Raw genomic sequence first — 24,019 nt, 5'->3', positions numbered from 1 at the left:
TCACGCGGTCGGCGTCACCGGTTCGGCGTCGCGATCCGCGGGATGCACGTGGTGCGGATCGTGCGCGGCGATCCACCGCGGCGCCAGACGAGAGACCACCTCCACCAGTGCGATGCCGACGGCGGCCGACACGAACGCGACCGAGTTCATCGTCCAGTTCGACGAGTCGAGCTCGAACAGGTCCTGGGTGAACGGCCAGGAGAAGATCAGCACGTAGGCTCCTGCCGACACGGCCAGCAGGAGCACCTTCCACCAGGTGTAGGGGCGCGCGACGACCGCGAGGACGTAGACCGCGACCGCGATCAGGGTCATCAGCGACGCGGTGGCCGCCTGCGTCTGCTCCGGCGAGAGGTTGACGCTGTCACCGCCCACCTGGACGCCGGGTCCGCCCGGATTGACGATCACGTAGGTGACGAAGGTGCAGAGGCCGACGATGATGCCGTTGGGGACGGCGGTCAGCAGCACGCGGCGCACGAAGCCGCGCCTAGCGCGTTCGTTGTTGGGCGCCAGCGACAGGATGAACGCCGGGATGCCGATGGTGAACCAGGCCGAGATCGTCACGTGGATGGGCTGGAAGGGGTAGCTCAGCGGCTCGGTGTCGAACAGCTTGCCCAGCACGCCGCCGATGCCCACGAAGAGCGCCAGCAACACCGCGTACACGGTCTTGGTGAGGAACAGGTTGGAGACGCGCTCGATGTTGCCGATGACGCGGCGACCCTCGCCGACGACGTAGGGCAGGGTGGCGAACTTGTTGTCCAGCAACACGATCTGCGCCACCGATCGGGCGGCCGAGCTACCCGATCCCATCGCGACGCCGATGTCGGCGTCCTTCAGCGCGAGCACGTCGTTGACGCCGTCACCGGTCATCGCGACGGTGTGCTCGCGCGACTGCAACGCCTTGACCATGGCCCGCTTCTGGTCGGGACGGACCCGCCCGAAGGTGACCCCTTCCTCGACGGCCTCGGCGAGTTCGTCCGTGTCCGATGGGAGTCGGCGCGCATCGACCGAGGTGTCCACGGAGCCGAGGCCGAGCGACTCGGCGACCGCGCCGACCGAGCGCGCGTTGTCGCCGGAGATGACCTTGACCGCGACGTTCTGGCGTTCGAAGAACTCGAGGGTGTCGCGGGCGTCGGGACGGACACGCTGCTCGAGCAGGACGAGCGCGACCGGTTCGACGTGGCCGGGCGCGATCGCGCCATCGCCGGGTTCGGTGTCGACAGGGACGTCGGTGCGGGCGAGCAGGAGCACCCGCAGACCGGTCGCGCCGATGTCGGAGGCGAGTTGGGCGGTCTCGCCCGCCGGGTCGAGGAGCACGTCGGGCGCGCCGACGATCCAGTGACCCATCGCGGCGCCGGACTCGTCGTGGAAGGACATGCCGCTCCACTTGGTGGCCGAGGTGAACGGCTTGATCGCCGACACCGTCCACGCCGGCGGCGTCGGGTAGGCCTCGGCGATCGCCTGCATGGAGGCATTCGGGCGCGGATCGTGTGCGGCGAGCGCTCCGAGCGCCCGGGCGGCGTCCTCGTCCGGCACGTCGCCGACCATGCGCAGCTCCGACAGGCGCATGCCGTTCTCGGTGAGCGTTCCGGTCTTGTCCGCGCACACGACGTCGACGCGGGCGAGGCCCTCGATCGCGGGGAGCTCGTTGACGAGGCACTGACGCTGGCCGAGCCGCACGACGCCGACCGCGAAGGCGATCGAGGTCATCAGCACCAGCCCCTCGGGCACCATCGGCACGAGGGCCGCGACCATGCCGAGCAGCGCCTGCTTGAGGCCGTTCTCGCTGATGAACAGCTGGTTGACGATGGTCAGGATGCCGGCCGGGATGAGCAGCCAGGTGATGACCTTGAGGATCTGGTCGATGCCCGCGCGGAGCTCGGAGGAGACGAGCGTGAACTTCGACGCCTCGGCGGCCAGCTGCGCGGCATAGGCGTCAGCGCCGACCTTGGTCGCCCGGTAGGCGCCGCCGCCGGCGACGACGAAACTGCCGGAGAGGACGCGGTCGCCGGGAGCCTTGTCGATGGGGTCGGCCTCGCCGGTCAGCAGCGACTCGTCGACGTCGAGCGCGGTGGCCTCGACGATCTCGCCGTCGACCACGATCTGATCGCCCGCGCCGATCTCGATGATGTCGTCGAGGACCACCTCGTCGGGGGCCACCTCGGTGACCTTGCCCTCGCGCCGGACGCGGGGACGCGTCTGGCCGACGATGGCGAGCTTGTCGAGAGTGCGCTTGGCGCGCACCTCCTGGATGATGCCGATGCCCGAGTTGGCGATGATCAGCAGGCCGAACAGGCCGTTGATGAACGATCCGGTGAAGGCGACGATCGCGAAGAGGATGCCGAGGATCGCGTTGATGCGCGTGAAGACGTTGGCGCGGACGATGTCGGCGACGGTCCGGCCGGACTTGTCGGGCAGGGTGTTGACCTTGCCCTCGGCGACCCGCTGGGCCACCTCCTGCGCGGACAACCCCGGATCGATCGTCTCAGCCGTGGTGCTCACGCCGAAACCTCCCACCAACTCGGATGCGCCACACCGGTTCCGGTGCGGTGTTCGAGGTCGATCGAACCACCGGGCTGCGGGACCAGCACAGTCGGGTCCCCGCGGCGCGTCCCGGCCTGCAGTCGCGCGATGGGCTCACCCCACGGGTGACGGGCGAGATTGAACGTCCCCCAATGGATCGGGATCATCACCGAGTCCGCGCCGGCGCCGGGTGACACCATGCGATGCACCGACAGCGCCTCTTCGGGGTTGACGTGGATGTCGGGCCACATCTCGTCGTAGGCGCCGACGGCGATGAGGGTCAGGTCGAACGGCCCCAGGCGCGCTCCCAGGTCCTCGAACCGCTCGGTGTGCCCGGTGTCGCCGGAGAAGAAGACCTTGTGCGTGTGCCCCCTGATCGCCCAGCTGCCCCACTGGGTGAGGTTGCGGGCCAACCAGCGTCCGGAGAAGTGACGGGCCGGCCCGCAGGTGAACCGCAGGTCGCCGGCGGGCGTGCCGACGACGATTTCCTCCCACCAATCCGCCTGCCGGATACGATTTTCCGGGATTCCCCAGGCGATGAGGTGCGCGCCGACCCCGATCGTCGTCACGAAAACGGCATCGGGCTGGCCGGCCGCGATGGCGGTGACGGTGTCCATGTCGAGGTGGTCGTAGTGGTCGTGGCTGATGACCACGACGTCGATCGGCGGGAGCCGGCGCGCCGCCACCGGCGCGGGGTGCATCCGGGCCGGTCCGATGAGTTGGCTCGGCGAGCAGCGGCGGCTCAGCACCGGGTCGGTGATGATCCGGGCTCCGTCGACGTCGACGACCGCGGTCGCGTGCCCGAGCCAGGTGACCGCCAGCGGGGCCGGCGCCCCGAACCGCGGGGTGGTGACCATGACCGGACGCCGCGGCCGGCCCGGCCGGCGTGCCATCTCGGTGAGAACCTGCAGGTCGGGATCGATGGAGCTCTGCGGCTCGGGATTGTCGAACACCCCGTCGCGCTGATGCGGCGAGTTTCGGACGTGCGGTGCGATCTCCTCACGGCTCGCGCCCACCGCACGCGCGGGTCCGACACCGCCGGCGGCGAGACGTTCGAGGGCGAGGTCGGCCATCATGGCCCCCGCCGAGGTCACCCGCCCGAGTACCCGCGAGGCCGATTCCGTGGTCCGTCCGACGTTCGAGGTCACGATCACACACTAGTGCGTTCGGACAGTGAAGGTCGGCAGGCGCGATCCCGCGGGGCACGGCCTGCCGACGGGCCCCGGGCACTCGTGAGCGATGGGACGATCCGTGCGTTTTCGGCGGTGAACCGCGCTGACGGCCCTTATCGCACTGCTAAGCTTCGCGAAACCGTTCAGACCACATGCGCTGGCGCATGCTCACCCGAAGGTAGACCGTCGTGGCCCGGATGTCCGTTGAAGAACGTCGTCGCGCGCTCATCGAGTCGGCCTACCGCGTGATCGCCGATCACGGCGTGGAGGGTGCCACCACCCGCCGGATCTGCGCACACGCCGGTATGCCCCTCGCGAGCTTCCACTACGCCTTCGAGAGCCGCACCGCGCTGCTGAACGCGGTCATGGAGCAGGCGGTACCCGTCGACATCGAACGGATGCTCAACGCGGTGCTCCCCGCCGCCGACTACGAAGAGCCCACGACCATAGAGGTCATCCGCCGGAACATGGAACGGCAGTTCCACGCGTTCTACGACCTGCTCAAGGCCGACCCGGGCCGCATGCAGGCGGCGATCGCGCTGGGCATCTACGCCCACAACCACCCGGAGCTGCAGGAAGTCGGGCAGACGATGTACCGCGAGCTCTACCGCATCGCGGCCGAGGGCCTCCGGGCCATCTCCGACAACGCCCCGGTCACCTGGAACCGCCCCGTCGAGGAGCTCGGGCCGTTCGTCATCGCCGCGACCAACTCCATCACCCTGATCCACCTGAGCACCGGGGACGAGAAGGTGATCGACTCGATCATCGGCGCCGTCTCCGATCAGCTGTCGACCTATGTCACAGTCGACTGACCGTCGGCCCGACCCCTCCGCGCGAGGCCCGCTCGGCGACGGACTGTGGGTGCGCGACCCCGACGGATACTGGGCCGCAATCGATCAGGCGGTCCGCGACGCCGGGCTCGACGCCCCGGTGCTCGCCCTCGACCGGTCGGCGCTCGAGCACAATGCCGCCGATCTGCTCCGACGCGCCTCCGGCGTCCCGATCCGAATCGCCAGCAAGTCGCTGCGGGTCCGGTCGGTCGTCGCCGACCTCGCCACGCGCCCAGGGTTCCACGGCGTGCTGGCCTACGACCTCGCCGAGGCGCACTGGCTGGCGACCACCACCGACATCGCCGACGTCCTCGTCGGCTATCCGACGGTGCGGCGGGATGCGCTCGCGGCCTTCGTGACCGACGAGGTCGCCACGTCGCGGGTGACGTTGCTCGTCGACTCGGTCGACCAGCTCGACATCGTCGACTTCGTCGCACCGCCCGCATCGCGCCGCCCGGTGCGCGTCGCCCTCGACCTCGACGCCTCGTACCGGCTGCTCGGCGGTCGCGTCCACGTCGGCGTCCGCAGGTCGCCGGTCCACTCACGACGGGAGGCCCTCGACCTCGCCCGGACCGTCGCCGCCCGTGACGGCTTCGACCTGGTCGGGGTCATGTCCTACGAGGCGCAGGTGGCCGGGGTCGCGAACAGGGTGCCCGGCCGCGCCGCGATGAACAAGGTCGTCTCGCTGATGCAGCGTCGTTCGATGGCCGAGCTCCGCCGCCGGCGCGGCAAGGTCATCGCCGAACTCCGGGAGCTCGCCGACCTCGAGTTCGTCAACGGGGGCGGCACGGGCTCGCTGGAAGAGACCGCGCGCGATCGCTCGGTGACCGACATCGCCGCCGGCAGCGGCCTTTTCGGCGGTCACCTCTTCGACGGTTACGCCCACTTCCGGCCCGCGCCCGCGCTGGCGTTCGGACTCGACGTGGTCCGCAGGCCCGCGCGCGACATCGTCACCTGCGCCGGCGGCGGCTGGATCGCGTCGGGCCCGCCCGGCGCCGACCGGCTCCCGAAGCCGGTGTGGCCGCGCGGCCTCGACTACCTCGGCGCCGAGGCCGCCGGCGAGGTCCAGACCCCGCTGCGCGGACGTGCCGCTTCCGCACTCGCCGTCGGTGATCGAGTATGGTTCCGGCACACCAAGTCCGGTGAGGTCTGCGAGCGCGCCCGGCAGGTGGCCGTGATCGACCTCGACGACGCCGGACGCGCAGTCGTGACCGAGGTGATCCCGACCTACCGGGGTGAGGGGAAGTGCTTCCTGTGAAGGCGACCACGGCGAGTCCGGCGGACCGCTGGCGCAATTGGGGCGGCACCGCGAGTTGCACACCGAACCGGGTGATCTCGCCGTCGAGCGCCGAGGAGATCGCGACGATCGTGCGCGAGACCGCCGAACGCGGCGGGACGGTCAAGACGGTCGGCGCGGGACACAGCTTCTCCCCCATCGCCGTCGCCGACGACGTGCAGCTCGAATTGTCCGGTCTGCGTGGCCTCGTCGGCGTCGACGGCAAGCAGGTCACCCTGAAGGCCGGCACCCACCTGCACGAGATCCCCGCGCTGCTGGCGCCGCATGGTCTCGCGATGGCCAACCTCGGCGACGTCGACCGGCAGACCATCGCCGGCGCGACCTCCACCGGAACCCACGGCACCGGACTGGCGTTCGGCGGCATCGCCACCCAGATCGCCGCGGTCACCCTGGTGGACGGCACGGGCGAGATCGTGCGACTGGGCCCCGAGGATCCCGACTTCCCGGCCGCTGCACTCGGTCTCGGCTCGCTGGGCGTGCTCGTCGAGATCACGCTGAACTGCGTGGACGACTTCCGGCTGCACGCGGTGGAGGGACCGGCGTCGGCGACCGAGGCGATCGAGGGCTTCCTCGACCGGGTCGCAGCGGCCGACCACCACGAGTTCTACTTGTTCCCCCACACCGACTGCGCGCTGGTGAAGACCAACACGCGCCTGCCCGCGGACGCCGCGGTGAGCGGGCCGTCGGGATTCCGCCGCTACCTCGACGACGAGCTGCTGAGCAACAAGGTGTTCCGGCTGTTGTGCGAGATCGGCAGGCGCGCACCGGGCCTGGTTCCGAAGATCAACGCGTTCGCCGGGCGCAGCCTCTCGGCGCGCGAGCTCACCGACGCCTCGACGAAGGTGTTCGTCTCGAATCGCGACGTCCGCTTCCGCGAGATGGAGTACGCGATCCCGCTCGAGGACGTGCCCGATGCGCTGCGCGAGATCCGCTCGATGATCGACCGGCGGGGATACCGGGTCAGCTTCCCGATCGAGGTGCGCGCCGCGGCCGCCGACGACCTCATGCTGTCCACGGCGTCGGGACGCACCAGCGGCTACATCGCCGTCCACCGCTACCACCGCGACGACCCGGCCGACTCCGACGCCTACTTCGCCGACGTCGAGGCGATCCTGACCGCGGTCGGCGGACGCCCGCACTGGGGCAAGATGCACACGCGCGATGCCGAGTACCTGCGGAGCGTCTACCCCCGTTTCGACGAATTCCTGAGCGTGCGAGATCGTTTCGATCCGTCGCGGGTGTTCGCGAACGGATACCTGCGCCGGGTGCTCGGCGACTGAGGCGCACAGGTTCACGGTTCGACGACGCGTCGAGCGCGGCCTCGAGCTATCCGCGGTGACCGCATACCACTTCCCTGGGCGCAGCCTAATAGCGCACAAGGTTTCAGCGAAATTCGTCGGTTACGTATGTGATCATGACTGAATCAGCGGTTCTATCGGAGGTGGTCGAGGTGGCAGAGCGCAGCCCAAAGGTTAAAGAGAAGAAGGCAGAGAAGTGGTGCGCTACTCTGGCCGCCGACTTGTTACCAGGCGAGACAATCTGGGCAATCACCAATGCAACACGATTCAAACCGGTGACCGTCGGTACTGCGATCACGAACGCCAGGATAATCGGCTTCTATCCTGCTGGACAGAACGCTCAGCAGCGCATTCCCGTTGAGGTCTTTGCGGACCAAGTGCGCGCAGTCGAGTTCCCAACCAAGGCGGGCAGCACGAGCATGCGCGTCCTGACAGACGAGGGCGAGGTCAATTTCGGGCTCCTCCATAAGGAGGAAGTGGACTTCGCGCGCTACTACGCCGAGTATCTGCACAGGACCGGAGTTGACCCCCAGGTTGCTCGAGAATTGGCCGAGCGACGTCACGAAACGAGCGCATCACTCCAGGCCGAAAAGGATCGGATCAGTAGGCGCGATCAGGTCGAGATCTTCGGCTCACCAATGAAAGACAAGTGGTGGGAGGACATCGACCGTCACTCACGCCCAAATGAATTGCCTTGGTTCATAATCAACGCCGGAAGCGGGGGAAGACTCGTAGCATTCGAAGACCGCCTATTGATAAGTAAGACCGGGGGAATGACCAGTTTCATGGCCGGATCGCTTGGCGGTGGCCGAGAGACAACATTTCCGTACGCCGAGATCACAAACATCGAGTACAACGGAGGATTCGTGAACGGCGTCCTAGAAGTGCTGACCCCGAGCTACCAGGGGTCCGGAAACCACGATTTCTGGCGGTCCACGAACAAATCACGCACTCAGGCAAGCGACGACCCTTACACGCTGTCGAATTGCCTTCCCCTGGGAAAGCCAACTTACCGGGAAGCTCAGCCGACTTTGAACGAACTGCAACAGAGAATCATGGAATACAAGCGTCCTCAGGTGGTGGTTCACGAGCGACCGGCATCGACGCCTGTATCCGAAGCCAATACAGCCGGTGTCGGTTTGGCCGACGAATTGGAAAGACTCGCTGATATGCACCTGCGTGGCCTACTCGATGACGACGAGTTCAAAGCTGCCAAAGCCGCCGCAATCGCAAGATTGTCGTAGGCCAAGCACGGACCCCGGACTACAGGCGGTACTGAGCATTTCCGACTGACCGCGCCCACCGATCGGGTTCTAAGCTCGCAAAGCCCGACGCGGTGCGCAACTGACCACCCGCCACCAATCGCTCCGACGTCGCTCATCTGACCACGAACAAATTCCTGCTGTTGGTTTCGGTGTACTGCGTACCAACGCCTGTTTGGTTCGACACAGTGGCCTAGGTCATCCTCGCAATACTCAACCAGGAGGCCGGCTGTGATGGATCGGCCCGGTCGTCACGTGCAACGGCGCCGCCGAGGCGCCCTGGCGTTCGGCGATGAGCTGTGCCGCGATCGACACCGCCACCTCGTCCGGGGTGTGGGCGCCCAGGTCGAGTCCGAGCGGCGACCGCAGTCGAGCGAGTTGCTGCTCGCGAACGCCCTCCTCACGGAGGCGACGGTTGCGATCGTCGACTGTCCGCCGCGATCCGAGCGCGCCGATGAACCCGAATGTGCCCGACTGCAGGGCTGTTCGCAGGGTCGGCACGTCGAACTTGGGATCGTGGGTCATCACGCACAAGGAAGTCGTCGTGCCGACGCGCCCGCCCCGGAGCTGCTCGGCGAGGTAACGGTCCGGCCAGCCGACGACCACCTCGTCCGCGTCGGGAAACCGCTGCCGGGTGGCGAACACCGGACGGGCGTCGACGACGGTCACCCGCATGCCGAGCCGCGCACCCAGCGAACTCAGCGCGCGGACGAAGTCGTTGGCGCCCACCAGGATCAGGCGCGCGGGCGGCGCAAAGCTCTGCACGAAGGTCCGGGGACGCTCCTGAGCGTCGGCGGGATCGGCCGTCTCGCAGTCGTCGACGCCGATGATGCCGCTGCGTCCGGTCGCCAGCATGTCGGCGACGTCGCGGTCGAGGCGGCGCCACGGCTCGTGGGTCTCCGACGTGCCGAGATACCAGTCGGGTCGCCCGGTGAGCGTCGTGGCGAGTGCGATCGGCCGGTGGGCGTCGAGCGCATCGACGAGAAGCGTGAGTTGCCGCAGCCGTTCGGGGCTCGCCTCCACCCGCTCGACGAGGACCTCGATCTGCCCTCCGCAGGTCAGTCCCGGTGCCGGGTCTTCCGGGTCGGCGACGCCGAACGATTCGACCACCGCGGTGCCGTCGTCGAGGACCTGCCGCGCGGTGTGCACGAGCGCGCCTTCGACGCATCCGCCCGAGACCGAGCCGATCACGGTGTCGTCGGCGGTCACGACCATCGCCGCCCCGAAGTCGCGCGGCACCGAACCCGCCGTCGACACGACGCGGCACAGCGCCACCGGCCGGGCGTCGGCCCCGGTCAGGAGGCCGACGAGCTCGGGCAGGATGTCGCGCATGCAGTCCAGTGTGCACGCGCCCGGCACGACGTGCCCGCCGTCGGCGCCCCGGCGCCGGTCGGCCTCAGCGGCGCACGCGGGTCATCGCCGACGGCCGCGAACGCGTCGGCTCAGCGTCCGACGAATCGGGGAGCGCGCTTCTCCTGGCGCGCCGCGCGCCCCTCGAGCATGTCGTCGCTCTCCCAGGCGCGACGCATGGCGGCATCCCGCTCGGCCGGAGCGGGATCACGTGCGCCGTCGCCGTTGAGAACGAGCTTGTAGTGCTGCAGGGTGAGCGGCGCGAACTCGGCGATGGTCGCGGCCCAGTGCTGTGCGTCCGCGAGATCGCCGATCCGGTTGGCGAAGCCCAGTGCGTGTGCACGGTCGGCGTTCAGCGGCTCGCAGCCGATGAGCATGCCGCGGGCCTGTCCCGCCCCCACCAGGGAGACCAGCCGCCGGATGGTCCATTCGTCGACGGCGACACCGATCTTCGCGGCCGGGATGGCGGCGATCGCGTCGGGCGCCATCACCCGCAGGTCGGCGGCCATCGCCAGCTGCACGCCGGCGCCGATGGCCGCGCCGTTCAGTGCGGCGATGACCGGCACGGGCGTGCGCTCGATCCGCTCCAGCGTCCCGACCAGTCTCTCGAGGAAGCCGGGGTCGTACACCGGGCCGGAGAGGTCGGCGCCGGCGCTGAACACCGAACCGCGCCCGGTCACCACGATGGCCCGCGCACCGCCTTCGACCGCGGCGTCGAAGGCGTCGGCGAGGCCGGTCAACAGCTCCTCGTTGAAGGCGTTGCGCCTCTCGACCCGGTCCAGCTCGATGGTGACGACGGCGCCGTCGGTGGTGGAGTGAATCATGGTCGCACAGCTTACCGATGAACCGTGTGCAGACGGTCATGACAGGGTGGTGACGTGCAGAACACCGGCGCAAGCGCACCCGGCGACACTCCCCCGGCACAGATCGCCGACCACTCGGACGTCCTGGTGATCGGCGGCGGCCAGGCCGCGCTCTCGGCGGCGTACTTCCTGCACCGCTTCGGTCTCGGTGAGCGCTACCAGGTCCTCGACCACGCCCCCGGCCCCGGCGGCGCCTGGCAGTTCCGCTGGCCGTCGCTGACCCTGGCCACGGCCAACCGGGTCCACGACCTGCCGGGCTGGGGCATCGTCGACGCACTGGGGCTCGACTGCGACCACCTGCCCGCCGCGACCGCGGTGCCCGACTACTTCGGCCGCTACGAGGCGAGATTCGGGCTCAACGTCCACCGACCTGTCCACGTCCGTTCGGTCCGGCGTGACGGTGACGGGTTCCGCGCGGAACTCGGCGACGGGCGGAGCGTGACCGCCGACGTCATCGTCAATGCCACCGGGACGTGGGACCGGCCGTTCATCCCCCACATCCCGGGCAGGGCCGACTTCTCGGGCCGCCAGCTGCACACACACGACTACCGGAGCCCCGCCGAGTTCGCCGGTCAGCGCGTGCTCGTCGTCGGGGCGGGGATCTCGGCGATCCAATTGCTCATCGAGATCGCGCGCGAGGCCCCGGGCGTCGAGACCTTCTGGTGCTCACGGCGAGAGCCGGTGTTCGATCCGGAGCCGTTCACGCCGGAGCAGGGCCGCGAGGCCGTGGCCCGCGTCGAACGCCGTGTCCGCGCCGGCCTGCCGCCGACGTCGGTGGTCTCGGTGACCGGCCTCGCGCTCACCCCGACGATCGCGGCCGCCCGGCGCGACGGCATCCTGCAGTGGCGGCCGATGTTCACCCGCATCACCGAGACCGGGGTGTGCTGGGATTGCACCACCGAAGGCGGCGACCCCGAACACCTCGACGTCGACGTCATCTTCTGGAACACCGGCTTCCGCTCTGCGCTCGACCACCTTGCTCCCCTGCGTCTTCGTGCGCCCGGCGGCGGCATCGTCATGACCGGACGCCTCGCGACCGTGGTCGAGGCCGATCCGCGCGTCCAGCTCCTGGGCTACGGCCCGTCGGCGTCGACGATCGGCGCCAACCGGGCGGGCCGGGAGGCGGCCCGGGTGGCAGCGGAGTTACTCGGCGTGAGGTGAGCATCCCTCCTGGCGCACGCCGTCCCGGCGGCGCCGCGCGGCCCGTCCGGCCCGCTGACCTGCAGCGACCTCTTTTCGCCGTCCTAACTATTGACAACCTGTTGTGTTTTCCCAACACTGAGTGAGGTGAGTCCAATACGGCGTGGGGAAAAGCTCCCCATCTACAACCGCATCGGCGTCCTGCGTGCCGAGCGGGGGATGTCCCGGGCCGACCTCGCAGCGCTCGTCGGCATCAACGTGCAGACCGTCGGCGCCCTCGAGCGGGGCGACAACTACCCGAGCCTCGACCTGGCGTTCCGCATCTGCGATGTCTTCGACCTGCCGGTGGAGGCCGTGTTCAGCCGTACGCCGTTCGGCGCCATGTCCGCCGAGTTGTACCGACGCGCACCTCGGGTACCCGGAGGCGACGTGACCGCAACCGACTCGGCCGCCAACGACAACGGAGGTGAACGATGAACGACCCCAACTCGGCGTTCCCGGAAGAGGCAAAACCACAGGTCTGGCGACGTTACGAGGACTGGCGGGGTCGCCGGCACCAGGCGTTCAACGCCAAGCACGCCCACCGGTTGACCTCGTGGCGCAACCGGCGATCGTTCCGGCGTCTCGTGGTCGCGCTCCTGTGCGCGCTGGCCTTGGTCATCGTCAGCTCGGGCTTCGCGTTCGTCGGCACGCCCTGGTTCATCCTGCCGTTCGGCTTCAGCCTCGTCGCCGTGCTGACGATCCTCACGATCCTGCGCATCGTCACCGGGTCGGTGGCCGACGCGCCGGTGACCGCTCTCGACGAGATCCAGCTGGCACAACGCAATTCGGCGCGGTCGTTCGGGTTCTTCGTCCTGTCCGCAGCGATGTTCATCCCCTACGCCGTGCTCATCGCCCTCAGCACCCAGGACGAGGTTCCCGGCCAGTGGGTCTACGGATCGGCGATCCTGCTCATCTCTCTCGTCCTCACCGCGGTGTGCGTCCCGACGATGCTCATCGCCTGGTGGATGGCCGATCCCGACCCCGAGGACTTCCCCGTCGCCCTTCCCGACACCGCCCGAGAGGACCTCCAACGATGAACGCACCACTGATCGTCGACGGATTGCACAAGCGCTACGGCGACCTGATCGCGCTGCGCGACATGACCTTTCATGTCGCCCCCGGAGAGATCTTCGGCTTCGTCGGCAGCAACGGCGCCGGCAAGTCGACAACGATGCGCATCATCCTCGGCGTTCTCGCCCCCGACGCGGGCCGCGTGCTGATCGGCGAGGACGTCATCGACCTCGATCTGCGGCGGCGCATCGGCTACATGCCCGAGGAACGCGGCCTGTACCCGAAGATGAAGGTCGGAGAACAACTCACCTTCCTCGCGAGACTCCATGGGATGGAGACCGCCGAGGCCGCGGAGTCGGCGCGGCGCTGGGCCGACCGCCTCGGTGTTGGTTCCCGATTCGACGACGACGTCGCCGACCTCAGTCTCGGCAACCAGCAGCGCGTGCAGCTCGCCGCCGCACTCGTGCACGACCCCGATGTGCTCGTGCTCGACGAGCCGTTCTCCGGACTCGACCCGGTCGCCGTCGACGTGATGAGCGACGTCCTCAAGGAGAAGGCGGCCGAGGGCATCCCGGTGATCTTCTCCTCGCATCAGCTCGACCTCGTGCAGCGGATCTGCGATCGGGTCGGGATCATCGCCCGCGGCGAGATGCGTGCGCTCGGCACCGTGGAGGACCTGCGCACACGCAGCGGCCTCACCCTCGAGGTGAGCGGACCGCGTACCGACACCGCCTGGGCCGACCACCTGCCCGGCGTGCGCGACGTCGAGTACGGCGAGACCACCCGGCTGCTCATCGACCCGCAGCTGGCAGACGACCAGCAGATCCTCGCCGCCGCACTGGAACATGGCCCCGTCCACCGTTTCGCGACCTCGGCCCCGTCCCTGACCGAACTCTTCCGAGAGGTGGTCTCCGCATGACCGTGCTCCACGACCCCACCACCCAGAACCCGCCTGCCGCCGGCGCGGCGCAGGCGATCCGGCTGGTCGCCGAACGCGAGATCACCACCCGCGTGCGGACGAAGTCGTTCCTGGTCAGCACCGGGCTGCTGATGGTCCTGCTGATCGCGGGGGCGATCGTGCTCAAGATCTTCGACGGCGGCGACTCCGCCGAGAAGATCGCCGTCGTCGCCCAGCCGCAATCGGTCACCGACTCGATCGTCGCCGTCGCCGATTCTGCCGGCACCACCATCGATGTGGAACCCGTCTCGTCCGTCGACGAGGCCAGGCGGTTCGTCTCCGACGGCGACGTCGCGGCCGCGCTCGTCCCCGGCCATACCGCCGGCTCCTACGTGATCCTCGGCAAGGACGGGACCGACCCGGCCGTCGAGGGGCCCATCCGCACCGCGGTGTCCCAGGAGGCCCTGTCCCGCGCGCTCGCCGACCGGGGCATCGACGCCGCCTCCCTGCCCGCGGTCGACGTCACCGTGACCAGTATCGACCCGGCCCGGCCCGACGAGGGCCAGCGGATCGTCATCGCCATGGTCGGTTTCGTGCTGCTCATGCTCGCGATCACGATGGGCGGCACCATGGTCGCCGTCGGCGTCGTCGAGGAGAAGACCTCGCGCGTCGTCGAGCTCCTGCTGGCGACGATCAAGCCGCTGCATCTGATGTGGGGCAAGGTGATCGGCATCGGGGCCGTCGTGCTGACGCAGGTGGTCCTGCTCGGCGCCACCGCCGTGATCGCGGGGACGGCGACCGGCATCCTCACCGTGCCCGGCGCGGCCGTGAGCATGTTCGCGGCCTCGCTGGCATGGTTCGTGCTCGGGTTCTTGTTCTTCGCGTCCCTTTATGCCGCGTCCGGCGCGATCGTCTCCCGGCAGGAGGAACTCAGCTCGTCGTCGGCGCCGCTGACCGTGTTGTCGCTGGCGGTGCTGTACTCGGGGATCTTCGGTGTGCAGGCACTGGATTCGACGATCGTCGAGACGCTGAGCTGGCTTCCGCCGTTCAGCGCGGCGCTCATGCCGATCCGCATCGCCACCGGCGACACGGACGTCGTGCAGATCGTGGTGACCTTCCTGCTGATGGCACTGGCCACGGCCGCCGCGACCTGGGTGACCGCGCGGATCTACCAGCGATCAATCCTGCGCACCGGATCGCGCATGAGCTGGGGTGAGGTGCTCAAGGGGATTTCGTAGAAAAGGAACGCACATGGCGCGCACCGTTTCTACGCCTCGCCGATCTCGCCGTACCTCCGCAGCGCCTCGGCCCGCTCGGCGCTGTGGTCGACGATCGGCTCCGGGTAGTCGTCGGCCTCCACGTCGCCGACCCAGCGGCGGACGTACTCGCCCTTCGGGTCGAACCTCTTCGCCTGCGTCTGCGGGTTGAACACCCGGAAGTACGGCGCCGCGTCGGTTCCCGTGCCCGCAGCCCACTGCCAGCCGTGGTTGTTCGAGGCCATGTCGCCGTCGACGAGTTGCTCGAGGAAGTACTCCGCGCCCCACCACCATGGCAGGTGGAGATCCTTCACCAGGAACGACGCGGTGATCATGCGAACCCGGTTGTGCATCCAGCCGGTCTCGTTGAGCTGCCGCATGCCGGCATCCACGAGGGGAAAGCCGGTCCGACCGGCCTTCCACGCCTCGAATCGCTCATATGCCGCGTCGTCGGTGTCGAGTTCGATGGCATCGAACCGACGATTCCAGTTGTGCCACAAGCTGTGTGGCCAGTGCCAGAGGACGTCGGCGTAGAAGTCGCGGAAGGCCAGTTCGCGCAGATACGCCTGCGCCCCTTTGCCTTTCCCGAGATCAACGGCGAGCGTGCGGGGATGGATGTTGCCGTACTTCAGATATGCCGACATCCGGCTGGTCGCGTCGGCGGCCGGGTCGTCGCGGCTCTCGTCATAGTCGGCGAGGTCGGCGTCGACGAACTCCGCCCAGCGTTGCCGCGCGGCGTCCTCCCCGGCGGGGAAGGACAGCTTCACCGGCGCCTTCGGGACGGCGATCCGCCCGCTGTTCGCGATGTCCGCCGGGTCGACCACCGCAGAGGACGGCACCGAGGACTCTGCGGGCCTGCGCCACCCGTGGTCGCGCCACCGGCGGAAGAACGGCGTGAACACCTTGTACGGTTCGCCGTCGTCCTTCGTGACACGTCCCGGCGAGACCAGATACGGAGATCCCGTCGCCTCGAGCGGCACCTCGCCGAGGGCTTCGGCGACCGCTTCGTCGCGGCGTCTGCCGAACGGGGTGAAGTCGGCCGAGATGTGCACGGCCTCCGCGTCGACGGCGCGCGCGAGACGCGGGATCTCCTCGTCGGGACGCCCGCGCACGACCAGCAACCGGCCGTCGAGCTTGTCGTCGAGCTCGCGCAGCGAGTCGAACAGGAACGCAGGCCGCCGCTCCCCCGACGACCGCTCCAGCCGAGGGTCGACCACAAAGCACAGAAGGACCGACGAATCGTCGGTCCCTCTGGCAGCTTGTAACGCCGGTAGGTCACCCAGGCGCAGGTCGCGCCTGAGCCACACCAGGTTGGTGGCCGTCAGGCCACCCCGAGCAGGTCGATGACGAACACGAGGGTGCGTCCCGACAGCCGGTGGCCCGCGCCGGCGGGCCCGTAGGCCAGCTCCGGCGGAACCGTGAGCTGACGGCGGCCGCCGACCTTCATGCCGGGGATGCCTTCCTGCCAGCCGGGGATCAGCCGGTCGAGCGGGAAGTTGGCCGACTGGCCACGATCCCACGACGAGTCGAACTCCTCGCCGGTCTCGTAGTCGACACCCACGTAGTGGACGTCGACGATGCCGCCGCGCACGGCTTCGGCACCCTCACCGACGATCAGGTCGGTGATGGTCAGCTCGGACGGCGGCGGACCCGCCTGGAACTCGACCTCGGGCTTTTCGGTGCTGGTCACTGGGACTCTCCTTTGAGTCGGCGGTCAGTCGATGTTCCGGGCGGATCGGACCGAGCGGCTCAGCGATCGCTCATCGGCACGTAGTCGCGCTCGGTGTAGCCGGTGTAGAGCTGACGCGGACGGCCGATCTTGGTGGTCGGATCCTCGTGCATCTCACGCCAGTGGGCGATCCAGCCCGGAAGGCGACCCAACGCGAACAGAACGGTGAACATGCGCGTCGGGAATCCCATCGCACGGTAGATGACACCGGTGTAGAAGTCCACGTTCGGGTACAGCTTGCGCTCGATGAAGTAGTCGTCGTTGAGGGCGACCTCTTCGAGACCCTTGGCGATCTCGAGCAGATCGTCCTGGACACCGAGGGTTTCCAGGATCTGGTCGGCGGTCTTCTTCACGATCGCGGCGCGCGGATCGTAGTTCTTGTAGACGCGGTGACCGAAGCCCATCAGCTTGACGCCGGCTTCCTTGTTCTTGACCCGCTCCATGAACTTCTTGGTGTCGCCGCCGTCGGCCTTGATGGCGTCGAGCATCTCGAGGACCGCCTGGTTGGCGCCGCCGTGTAGCGGGCCCCAGAGGGCGTTGATGCCGCCCGAGATCGAGGTGAAGAGGTTGGCCTGCGACGAGCCGACGAGGCGGACGGTCGAGGTCGAGCAGTTCTGCTCGTGGTCGGCATGCAGGATGAACAGCATGTCGAGCGCCTTGGCGACATCCGGGTTGACCTCGTAGGGCTCGGCCGGGAAGCCGAAGGTCATCCGCAGGAAGTTCTCGACGAGGCTCAGCGAGTTGTCCGGGTACAGGAAAGGCTGACCGGCCGACTTCTTGTAGGCGTAGGCGGCGATGGTCGGCAGCTTCGCCAGGAGGCGGATGGTCGACAGCTCGACCTGCTCGTCGTCCTTGGGATCGAGCGAGTCCTGGTAGTAGGCCGACAGGGCGTTCACCGCGCTCGACAGCACCGGCATGGGGTGCGCGTTGCGGGGGAAGCCGTCGAAGAAGCGCTTGAGATCCTCGTGCAGCAGGGTGTGCCGCTGGATCTTGGTGGTGAACTCCTCGAGCTGGGTCGGGGTCGGGAGCTCGCCGTAGATGAGCAGGTAGCTCACCTCGATGAAGGTCGACTTCTCCGCGAGCTGCTCGATCGGGATGCCCCGGTAGCGGAGGATGCCCTGCTCACCGTCGATGTAGGTGATGGCCGACTTCGTCGACGCGGTGTTCATGAACCCACTGTCGAACGTGGTCAGGTTTGTCTCGGCCAGGAACTTGCCGAGAGCGACCGAGTCTGTCCCCTCGGTGGCCTTCAGGATCGGGAGCTCCAGCTTTCCACCGGGGTAGGTGAAGGTCGCTGAGGCCGTGTCGGACGCCTGGTCGGCTGGGACTGTTTCAGCAGACACACGAACCCCTTATTCGAATCAGAAGTTTTGACAGTGTCCGGGTAGGACACACAGCTATAAACTAGCCGCTTCTCAGCTCGCTTGCCCAAGGAGGGTCTGCACCCGGACGCGAGACCGTGATCGCAGCCACCTGAGCTGCGAATTCGGCGACGTCACGCCATCGGCTGATGTCCAGTGCGCGAACCGAATCGGGTGACAACGCCCCCAGTCGGTCGAGCTGGTGCACGATCCCGCCCAGGACGCTGTCGCCGGCCCCGATCGTGTCGGCGACCTCCACGGCGCACGCGGGCACCGTGATCTCACGGTCTGGCGTCGTCACGCTGATGCCCGCCGACCCGCAGGTGGTGACCACCGCCGCGACGCCCTCCTCCAACCATCGGCTCGCCGAGCTGCCAGCGACCCCCTCGCCCAGCCAGGCCGCGTCCTCGTCGGAGAGCTTCAGGACGTCGACGAACGGCAGCCACCTGCGAAAACGCCGGCGATACGCGTCGGCGTCGTCGATCACCGCCGCGCGGATGTTCGGGTCCAGGACGACCAACCGGCCTTCGTCGTGGCACCGGCGCATGAGGGCCTCGTAGGCGCTCGCGCCGGGTTCGAGGACCAGCGACAGCGTCCCGAACGTCACCGCGCGGACCGTCGGCGGGAGCCCGCCGGGGTCGGCGACGCGGCGGTCGGCGGTTCCCTCGACGTAGAAGGTGTAGCGCGCGGAACCGTCGTCGCCGATGGTCGCGAGGGCGAGCGAGGTGGGCTCCGGGCGTCGCTGCAGCAGGGATGTCCCGACACCGGCGGACTGCAGCGCGCCGACGATGGCGTCGCCGTAGGTGTCGGTGGAGACCGCCGACAACAATGAGACAGCACTCCCCAAGCGTCCCAATGTGATCGCCGTGTTGAACGGGCCGCCACCGAGTACCGGCCGCAACGGAGCGAGCGTTCCGTCGTTCGGGGCGTCCGGCACACGTTGTTCCACGACGTCGACGAGCGCCTCGCCGCACACGACGATCTCCCTCATGGGCATCAGTGTGCCACCGCGGGTGCGCGATTCCGTTGCGCTTGCGGCGGTAGATTCGAGACATGCGTGAGTTGCCGGCGGGACCCGATGCGGTCGTGCTCGACTTCTCGGCCGACGAGTCCCCGTCGGCCGCGGTGCTCGACGCCGCCGTGGCACTCCGCGACGCCGTGGAGCGCGGCGAACTCCGCGACGTCGCCGACCTGGTCCCCAGCGCGCACACCCTGCTGGTGCAGGCACGGCCGGGCCGCGGGGTCGACGAGCTGGGGGTGCGCCGGGCATTGCGGCGCCACGCCTGCGCCGGCCGGGGCCCCGATCCCCGGGCCGACGAGATCGTGATCCCGGTCGTCTACGACGGCGAGGACCTCGTGGATGTCGCTGACCTGCTGGGCATCTCGCCGGCCGAGGTGATCGCCCTGCACTCCCGGGCGCGGTGGCGGGTGCAGTTCATGGGCTTCGCACCCGGCTTCGGCTATCTCGTCGCCGACGACGCGGCTCCGCATCCGTTCGAGCGGGTGGGGCGACGCGCGGAGGCCCGTACCCGCGTCCCCGCCGGCGCGGTGGCGATCGCGGCGGGCTACAGCGCGGTCTACCCGAAGGCCAGCCCGGGCGGATGGCAACTGCTGGGCCACACCGACATCCGATTGTGGGACGAGCACGCCGAGCCCCCCGCGCTGCTCTCGACCGGCCGGCTGGTGCGGTTCGTGGACGCGGAGCCGACTCGCCGATGACCACGGTGACCGTCGTCGCGACCGGACCGCTCGCGACGATCCAGGATCTCGGGCGATCAGGGTATGCGCACCTCGGCGTCCCTTGTTCCGGCGGCGCCGACCGGGCGTCGTTGCGACTGGCGAATCGCCTTGTGGGAAACCGCGAATCGGCGGCGACCATCGAGTCGACCCTGGGCGGCCTGCGGGTCCGCGCCGACGGCAACGCACTCGCCGTGGTCACCGGCGCCGACGCGGTGGTCCGCGTCAACGGCACGCCGGTCGGGCTCGGCGCGGCCGTCGTGCTGCGTGCCGGCGACGAACTGTCCGTCGATCCTCCCCGCTGGGGACTCCGCAACTACCTCGCGGTGCGCGGCGGATTCGATGTCACGCCGGTGCTGGGTTCCCGGTCCACCGACACGTTGTCCGGGCTCGGGCCCGCCCCGCTGGCCGCCGACACCCGGCTGCCGGTGGGCTCGGAGACCGACGAGTGGCCGCCCACGCAGACGGCACCGCCGAACACCGAGCACCCGCCCGTCGTCGAACTCGAGGTACACGAGGGGCCGCGCACCGACCACCTGGTCACGGCGTCGGACCTGTACGCGGGGACCTGGGTCGTCGGCGCCGACAGCAACCGGGTCGGGGTCCGCCTCGACCGTCCCGGCGACTCGCCCCATCCGCTGCTGAAGCACCGGCCCGACGCCGGCGAGCTGCGCTCGGAGGGCGTGGCCCACGGCTCGGTGCAGGTCCCGCCCAGCGGACGACCCGTGCTGTTCCTCGCCGATCACCCGGTCACCGGCGGCTATCCGGTGGTCGCGGTGCTCAGCGCGGAGTCGGTCGACCTGGCGGCGCAGCTCGCGCCGGGATCGGAGATCAGGTTCCGGGCGAGATGAGCCGGGCCGCAGCGCCCGGTTGCGTTGCGCTTGCGCCCGCTTTGCGGCATCGAGCGCAACGGGGTTCACCGCCGGAACGTTTGGCACTCCGGACCCTCGGGAACGCGGTCGGAGTCCCCGACACGGAGGTACGACCGTGACCGAACCGTCAGTGAACGACCTGTCGACCGTCCAACTCGTCGAACGCCTGCAGCATCAGACGACGACGCTGGTGAGAACCGAGCTGCAGCATGCGGTGACCGAGATGAAGGACAAAGGCACCCGGATCGGCGTCGGCGCCGGGATCTCCGGTGCCGGCACCCTGTTCGCGCTGTTGGGGCTCGGCACGCTGGTCGCGGCCGCGGTGCTGGGCCTGGCGAACGCCGTCCCCGCCTGGCTCGCGGCGGTGATCGTCGGCGTGGCATTGCTCGTGATCGGCGGCGCGACCGCGGCGTTCGGCGCGCAGCGCGCGAAGTCGGCGGTGCCGCCCGCACCCGAACACACCGTGGAGAGCGTCCAGCGCGACGTCGCAACCGTGAAGGAGCACCTCTAGATGCCCGACGACAACCGACCCGACCGCGACGAGTCCGCCGCGCCCCCGCCGATCGAGCAGCAGCGTGAAGAGCTCGCCGAGACCGTCGACGCACTCGCCGCGAAGCTCGACGTCCCGGCTCGGGTGAGCGCCGCGGCGTCGGAGACCGCGCACACCGCGAGGACCAAGGCCACCGAGAACCGCAACGCACTGGCCGGGGCCGCGGTGGCCGCCGTCGTCGCCCTCGGCGCCTTCCTCATCGTCCGCCGACGCCGCTGATCCACCCCTATCCCAGGAGACCTGCCATGAGTGTCGTGTCCAAGACCTTCTACAAACCGCTGTCGCTGGCCACCAGCGTCCTCGGCGGCGTCGCCGCCGGCGCGGTGTTCGGCCAGATCTGGAAGCGGATCTCCGACGACCCCGACACCCCCGATCCCAAGGACCTCCGGCGCAGCAACGGCGAGGTGCTCGCCGCGGCTGCCCTGCAGGGACTGGTCTTCGGACTCGTCCGCGCGGCCGTCGACCGGGCCGGGGCCAAGGGTTATCGGGCCGTCACGCATGAGGACCCGTCGTGATGCGTGACGGTTGACACACCGATGAGACGAAACCTAGAGTTCCGTCTCATGACCGAGCTACTGGACGACACCCAGGGCGGTTGCCCCGTGCACACCGGCGCCACGCCGAGCGACGGCACCCCGGCCGAGCGCGACGGCTGTCCCGTCGCCACAGGCTCACCCGACGCCGAGTACTCCGAGGACGGCTTCGAGGTCGGGGCCAAGGGCGTCAAGGCCGCCCACGAGTACGAATCGCTCGGCCCGGACTCGTTGACCTGGCAGATCTGGGGCACCTGGACGGGCATGTTCCAGGGCCTGTGGGCCGGCTCGATCCAGAACATGCATCCCAAGCTCGGGGCGGCCGTATGGGACCACTCCGACTTCTTCGGTGAGCGGTGGCAACGCCTGATGCGTTCGCTGTACCCGATCAGCGGCGTCGTCTTCGACTCGGTGATCCCGGGCGCCAAGACCGGGCACGAGGTCCGCGACTACCACCGCACCGTCAAGGGCGTGATGGAGGACGGCTCGCGGTACCACGCACTCGACCCGGATGTCTTCTACTGGGCGCACGCCACGTTCTGGTACGGCAACGTGCGCCTCTGCGAGCGTTTCGGACCGTTCCTCACCGAGGACCAGAAGCGCCAGTTGTTTGAGGAGTCCAAGGCCTGGTATGCGCAGTACGGTGTGTCCATGCGTCCGGTCCCGGACACCTACGAGGACTTCCTCGAATACTGGGACCACATGTGCCGCAACGTGCTCCGCGATCACGTCTCGGTGCGCACGGTGCTCGACATCACCCAGCTGCCGCCGCCTCCGTTCTTGAGCTTCATCCCGAAGCCGATCTGGGACAAGTACCTCGTGCCGCAGAACCAGAAGCTGTTCATGTGGCTGACCACCGGCTTCTACGACGAGCCGATCCGCGAGATCCTCGGACTGGAATGGACCGAGAAGGACGAGCGCCGATTCCGCCTGCTGGGCAGGTGCATCAACATCGTGATGCACAAGCTCCTGCCGAAACGCTATCTGCGCCACCCGCGCCCGCGTGATGCCTGGGATCGTGTGAAGGGAAGGGTGCCGGTCGACGCACCGATCGTGCACACGCCCGAGCGCAACCTCCCGCCGGAGAGCGAACGCGGAAACCCCATGCACTACTGTCCGGTGACGGCCGCGCGTCGCGCCACCTACCCGGGGATCATCACCTCGGATTGACCGGATGTCGAGATCCGGCGAATGCCGGATCGTCGTCCCTACTGCTGCCCCAGCCCGCCCCGGCGCATCGCCTGGCGCACGCGCTCGGCTTCCCGTCGCGCATACGGGTTCGGCCGTCCGGCACGCGACCCCGCGAGCTTGGCCCCGATATGTTCGCCGACGGTGATGGGTGAATACCGGCTGCCCGCACCGACGCACGACGGCAGCGTCGAGATCATCGCGTCGATGTTGCCGTCGTGGAAGTACGCGGCCGAGCGTCGACGTGCGATGGTGCCGTCGACGATCGGCGGCTTCACCCGGTGCAGCGTCGACATCCAGCGCTCGTTGGTCCAGCGGGCCATGAGGTCGCCGAGGTTGATCAGCAGCGCGCCGTCGGCGGGTGTCACGTCGTGCCAGCGGCCTTCCTTGTCGAGGACCTGCAGTCCCTTCACCTGGTCGGCCCACAAGACGGTGACGATCCCGTAGTCGGTGTGCTCCCCCATGCCGGTGAGCTCTCCGTCCAACTCCACCTCGCCGGGCGGCAGTGCGTAGTTGTTCATGCGCAGGACGTCGAGGGAGTGGTCGGTGAAGCCCTCGAAGAAGTCGGGCGGGAGGTCGAGGGCGTCGGCGAAGATCCGGGTCAGGGTGTGCGCGACGCGTCGGGCCTCGGTGAAGTACGCCGACACGGACGCCCGGAAGTGCGCGACGTCGGGCCAGGTGTTGCGCGCGTAGTGTTCCTCGGGAAGGTCGAGGTCGGGGTACTCGTCGGCCTCCACGCCGACGTTGAAGGCCTCGAAGAAGTCGTTCATCCGCCCGGCCGATTCGACGCCCAGCGACAACGACAGCGACTCCGACCTCGGCGGTGCGTACCCGCGGTTGATCTCCGGCGGAGCGCAGTAGGCCTTCTTGACCTCCAGCGGCAGGGCGAAGAAGTCGTCCATCACCGCGGTGAACTCCTCGATCACCGCCGGCGGGATCTCGTGGCCCACGATCTGCATGAAGCCCACCGAGCTCGCGGCATCGTCGACCTGCGCCGCCACGACCGCGCGGTCGGCCGGGTCACCGTGACGCACGTACGGCGAGATGTCGATGATCGGCACATGAAAGCCGGTCGGGTCGGCGGTCATGGCACCCATGGTGACACCGAAT

General features: G+C 68.8%; 24 protein-coding genes. 15 read left to right on the top strand and 9 right to left on the bottom strand.

The genetic code is table 11. The features are described from left to right. Positions 1–2,499, bottom strand: a complete 2,499-nt coding sequence (locus tag GP2_RS02085) for an HAD-IC family P-type ATPase (RefSeq protein ID WP_006898802.1) — start codon at positions 2,497–2,499, stop codon at positions 1–3. After that, positions 2,496–3,674: an MBL fold metallo-hydrolase gene (locus GP2_RS02080; RefSeq protein WP_006898801.1), complete on the bottom strand. Its 1,179-nt coding sequence runs from the start codon at positions 3,672–3,674 to the stop codon at positions 2,496–2,498. The genes GP2_RS02085 and GP2_RS02080 overlap by 4 nt, the downstream gene beginning before the upstream one ends. Before the next feature lie 215 nt (positions 3,675–3,889). On the opposite strand from GP2_RS02080, the gene GP2_RS02075 reads away from it, so the two are divergent. The 4 genes from GP2_RS02075 (at position 3,890) to GP2_RS02060 (ending at position 8,361) form a co-directional block, all read left to right on the top strand. After that, the gene (locus GP2_RS02075) at positions 3,890–4,504 is read left to right on the top strand and encodes a TetR/AcrR family transcriptional regulator (protein ID WP_174320686.1); all 615 of its coding nucleotides are present in this window, start codon (positions 3,890–3,892) and stop codon (positions 4,502–4,504) included. After that, a complete protein-coding gene (locus tag GP2_RS02070; RefSeq protein WP_040526236.1) occupies positions 4,488–5,780 on the top strand; it encodes an alanine racemase in 1,293 nt (430 codons plus the stop codon). Before GP2_RS02075 ends, GP2_RS02070 begins: the two co-directional genes overlap by 17 nt. Continuing rightward, positions 5,777–7,099 (top strand): D-arabinono-1,4-lactone oxidase, encoded by a 1,323-nt coding sequence (locus tag GP2_RS02065; RefSeq protein ID WP_006898798.1) that lies wholly within the window; start codon positions 5,777–5,779, stop codon positions 7,097–7,099. The genes GP2_RS02070 and GP2_RS02065 overlap by 4 nt, the downstream gene beginning before the upstream one ends. Before the next feature lie 170 nt (positions 7,100–7,269). Then, positions 7,270–8,361 carry a hypothetical protein gene (locus tag GP2_RS02060; protein WP_006898797.1) on the top strand — a complete coding sequence of 364 codons (1,092 nt, stop codon included), beginning with the start codon at positions 7,270–7,272 and terminating at the stop codon, positions 8,359–8,361. A 231-nt stretch (positions 8,362–8,592) separates the two neighbouring features. Here the strand turns inward: GP2_RS02060 and GP2_RS02055 are convergent, their stop codons facing one another. Continuing rightward, a complete protein-coding gene (locus GP2_RS02055) occupies positions 8,593–9,711 on the bottom strand; it encodes an XdhC family protein (protein ID WP_006898796.1) in 1,119 nt (372 codons plus the stop codon). A gap of 110 nt (positions 9,712–9,821) precedes the next feature. Next, entirely contained in the window at positions 9,822–10,553 is a 732-nt protein-coding gene (locus GP2_RS02050) for an enoyl-CoA hydratase (RefSeq protein WP_006898795.1), read from the bottom strand. Positions 10,554–10,607: 54 nt separating this feature from the next. Here GP2_RS02050 and GP2_RS02045 point away from each other — a divergent pair, with 54 nt between their 5' ends. The 5 genes from GP2_RS02045 (at position 10,608) to GP2_RS02025 (ending at position 14,921) form a co-directional block, all read left to right on the top strand. Beyond that, positions 10,608–11,753: an NAD(P)-binding domain-containing protein gene (locus tag GP2_RS02045; protein WP_006898794.1), complete on the top strand. Its 1,146-nt coding sequence runs from the start codon at positions 10,608–10,610 to the stop codon at positions 11,751–11,753. Between the two features lie 126 nt (positions 11,754–11,879). After that, entirely contained in the window at positions 11,880–12,209 is a 330-nt protein-coding gene (locus GP2_RS02040) for a helix-turn-helix transcriptional regulator (protein WP_006898793.1), read from the top strand. Then, a complete protein-coding gene (locus GP2_RS02035; RefSeq protein WP_006898792.1) occupies positions 12,206–12,811 on the top strand; it encodes a hypothetical protein in 606 nt (201 codons plus the stop codon). The genes GP2_RS02040 and GP2_RS02035 overlap by 4 nt, the downstream gene beginning before the upstream one ends. After that, positions 12,808–13,704 (top strand): ABC transporter ATP-binding protein, encoded by an 897-nt coding sequence (locus GP2_RS02030; RefSeq protein WP_006898791.1) that lies wholly within the window; start codon positions 12,808–12,810, stop codon positions 13,702–13,704. The genes GP2_RS02035 and GP2_RS02030 overlap by 4 nt, the downstream gene beginning before the upstream one ends. Beyond that, complete coding sequence (locus GP2_RS02025) at positions 13,701–14,921, top strand: ABC transporter permease (RefSeq protein ID WP_006898790.1); 1,221 nt, start codon at positions 13,701–13,703, stop codon at positions 14,919–14,921. Before GP2_RS02030 ends, GP2_RS02025 begins: the two co-directional genes overlap by 4 nt. 29 nt (positions 14,922–14,950) lie before the next feature. Here GP2_RS02025 and GP2_RS02020 read toward each other — a convergent pair whose 3' ends face one another. The 4 genes from GP2_RS02020 to GP2_RS02005 form a co-directional block, all read right to left on the bottom strand. Then, positions 14,951–16,246 carry a cryptochrome/photolyase family protein gene (locus GP2_RS02020; protein ID WP_006898789.1) on the bottom strand — a complete coding sequence of 432 codons (1,296 nt, stop codon included), beginning with the start codon at positions 16,244–16,246 and terminating at the stop codon, positions 14,951–14,953. 14 nt (positions 16,247–16,260) lie between these two features. Further along, complete coding sequence (locus tag GP2_RS02015) at positions 16,261–16,629, bottom strand: FKBP-type peptidyl-prolyl cis-trans isomerase (RefSeq protein ID WP_006898788.1); 369 nt, start codon at positions 16,627–16,629, stop codon at positions 16,261–16,263. Positions 16,630–16,688: 59 nt separating this feature from the next. Further along, the gene (locus GP2_RS02010; RefSeq protein WP_006898787.1) at positions 16,689–18,011 is read right to left on the bottom strand and encodes a citrate synthase; all 1,323 of its coding nucleotides are present in this window, start codon (positions 18,009–18,011) and stop codon (positions 16,689–16,691) included. A 61-nt stretch (positions 18,012–18,072) separates the two neighbouring features. Then, the gene (locus GP2_RS02005; RefSeq protein ID WP_040526234.1) at positions 18,073–19,020 is read right to left on the bottom strand and encodes a carbohydrate kinase family protein; all 948 of its coding nucleotides are present in this window, start codon (positions 19,018–19,020) and stop codon (positions 18,073–18,075) included. Positions 19,021–19,082: 62 nt separating this feature from the next. On the opposite strand from GP2_RS02005, the gene GP2_RS02000 reads away from it, so the two are divergent. The 6 genes from GP2_RS02000 to GP2_RS01975 all read left to right on the top strand — a co-directional run bounded on the left by GP2_RS02000 (position 19,083) and on the right by GP2_RS01975 (position 22,891). After that, the gene (locus tag GP2_RS02000; RefSeq protein ID WP_006898785.1) at positions 19,083–19,748 is read left to right on the top strand and encodes a 5-oxoprolinase subunit B family protein; all 666 of its coding nucleotides are present in this window, start codon (positions 19,083–19,085) and stop codon (positions 19,746–19,748) included. After that, positions 19,745–20,617: a 5-oxoprolinase subunit C family protein gene (locus tag GP2_RS01995; protein ID WP_006898784.1), complete on the top strand. Its 873-nt coding sequence runs from the start codon at positions 19,745–19,747 to the stop codon at positions 20,615–20,617. Before GP2_RS02000 ends, GP2_RS01995 begins: the two co-directional genes overlap by 4 nt. Positions 20,618–20,753: 136 nt before the next feature. Then, positions 20,754–21,149: a phage holin family protein gene (locus GP2_RS01990; protein WP_006898783.1), complete on the top strand. Its 396-nt coding sequence runs from the start codon at positions 20,754–20,756 to the stop codon at positions 21,147–21,149. Continuing rightward, positions 21,150–21,407: a DUF3618 domain-containing protein gene (locus GP2_RS01985; protein WP_006898782.1), complete on the top strand. Its 258-nt coding sequence runs from the start codon at positions 21,150–21,152 to the stop codon at positions 21,405–21,407. A 26-nt stretch (positions 21,408–21,433) separates the two neighbouring features. Beyond that, the gene (locus GP2_RS01980; protein WP_006898781.1) at positions 21,434–21,703 is read left to right on the top strand and encodes a DUF4235 domain-containing protein; all 270 of its coding nucleotides are present in this window, start codon (positions 21,434–21,436) and stop codon (positions 21,701–21,703) included. Positions 21,704–21,751: 48 nt separating this feature from the next. Further along, positions 21,752–22,891, top strand: a complete 1,140-nt coding sequence (locus GP2_RS01975) for an oxygenase MpaB family protein (RefSeq protein WP_040526232.1) — start codon at positions 21,752–21,754, stop codon at positions 22,889–22,891. 38 nt (positions 22,892–22,929) lie between these two features. Here the strand turns inward: GP2_RS01975 and GP2_RS01970 are convergent, their stop codons facing one another. After that, positions 22,930–24,006 carry an isopenicillin N synthase family dioxygenase gene (locus GP2_RS01970; protein WP_006898779.1) on the bottom strand — a complete coding sequence of 359 codons (1,077 nt, stop codon included), beginning with the start codon at positions 24,004–24,006 and terminating at the stop codon, positions 22,930–22,932. Positions 24,007–24,019 lie beyond the last annotated feature (13 nt).

The organism is Gordonia paraffinivorans NBRC 108238 (assembly GCF_000344155.1).
Lineage (GTDB): Bacteria > Actinomycetota > Actinomycetes > Mycobacteriales > Mycobacteriaceae > Gordonia > Gordonia paraffinivorans.
This window is presented reverse-complemented; position numbering and strand designations above follow the sequence as displayed.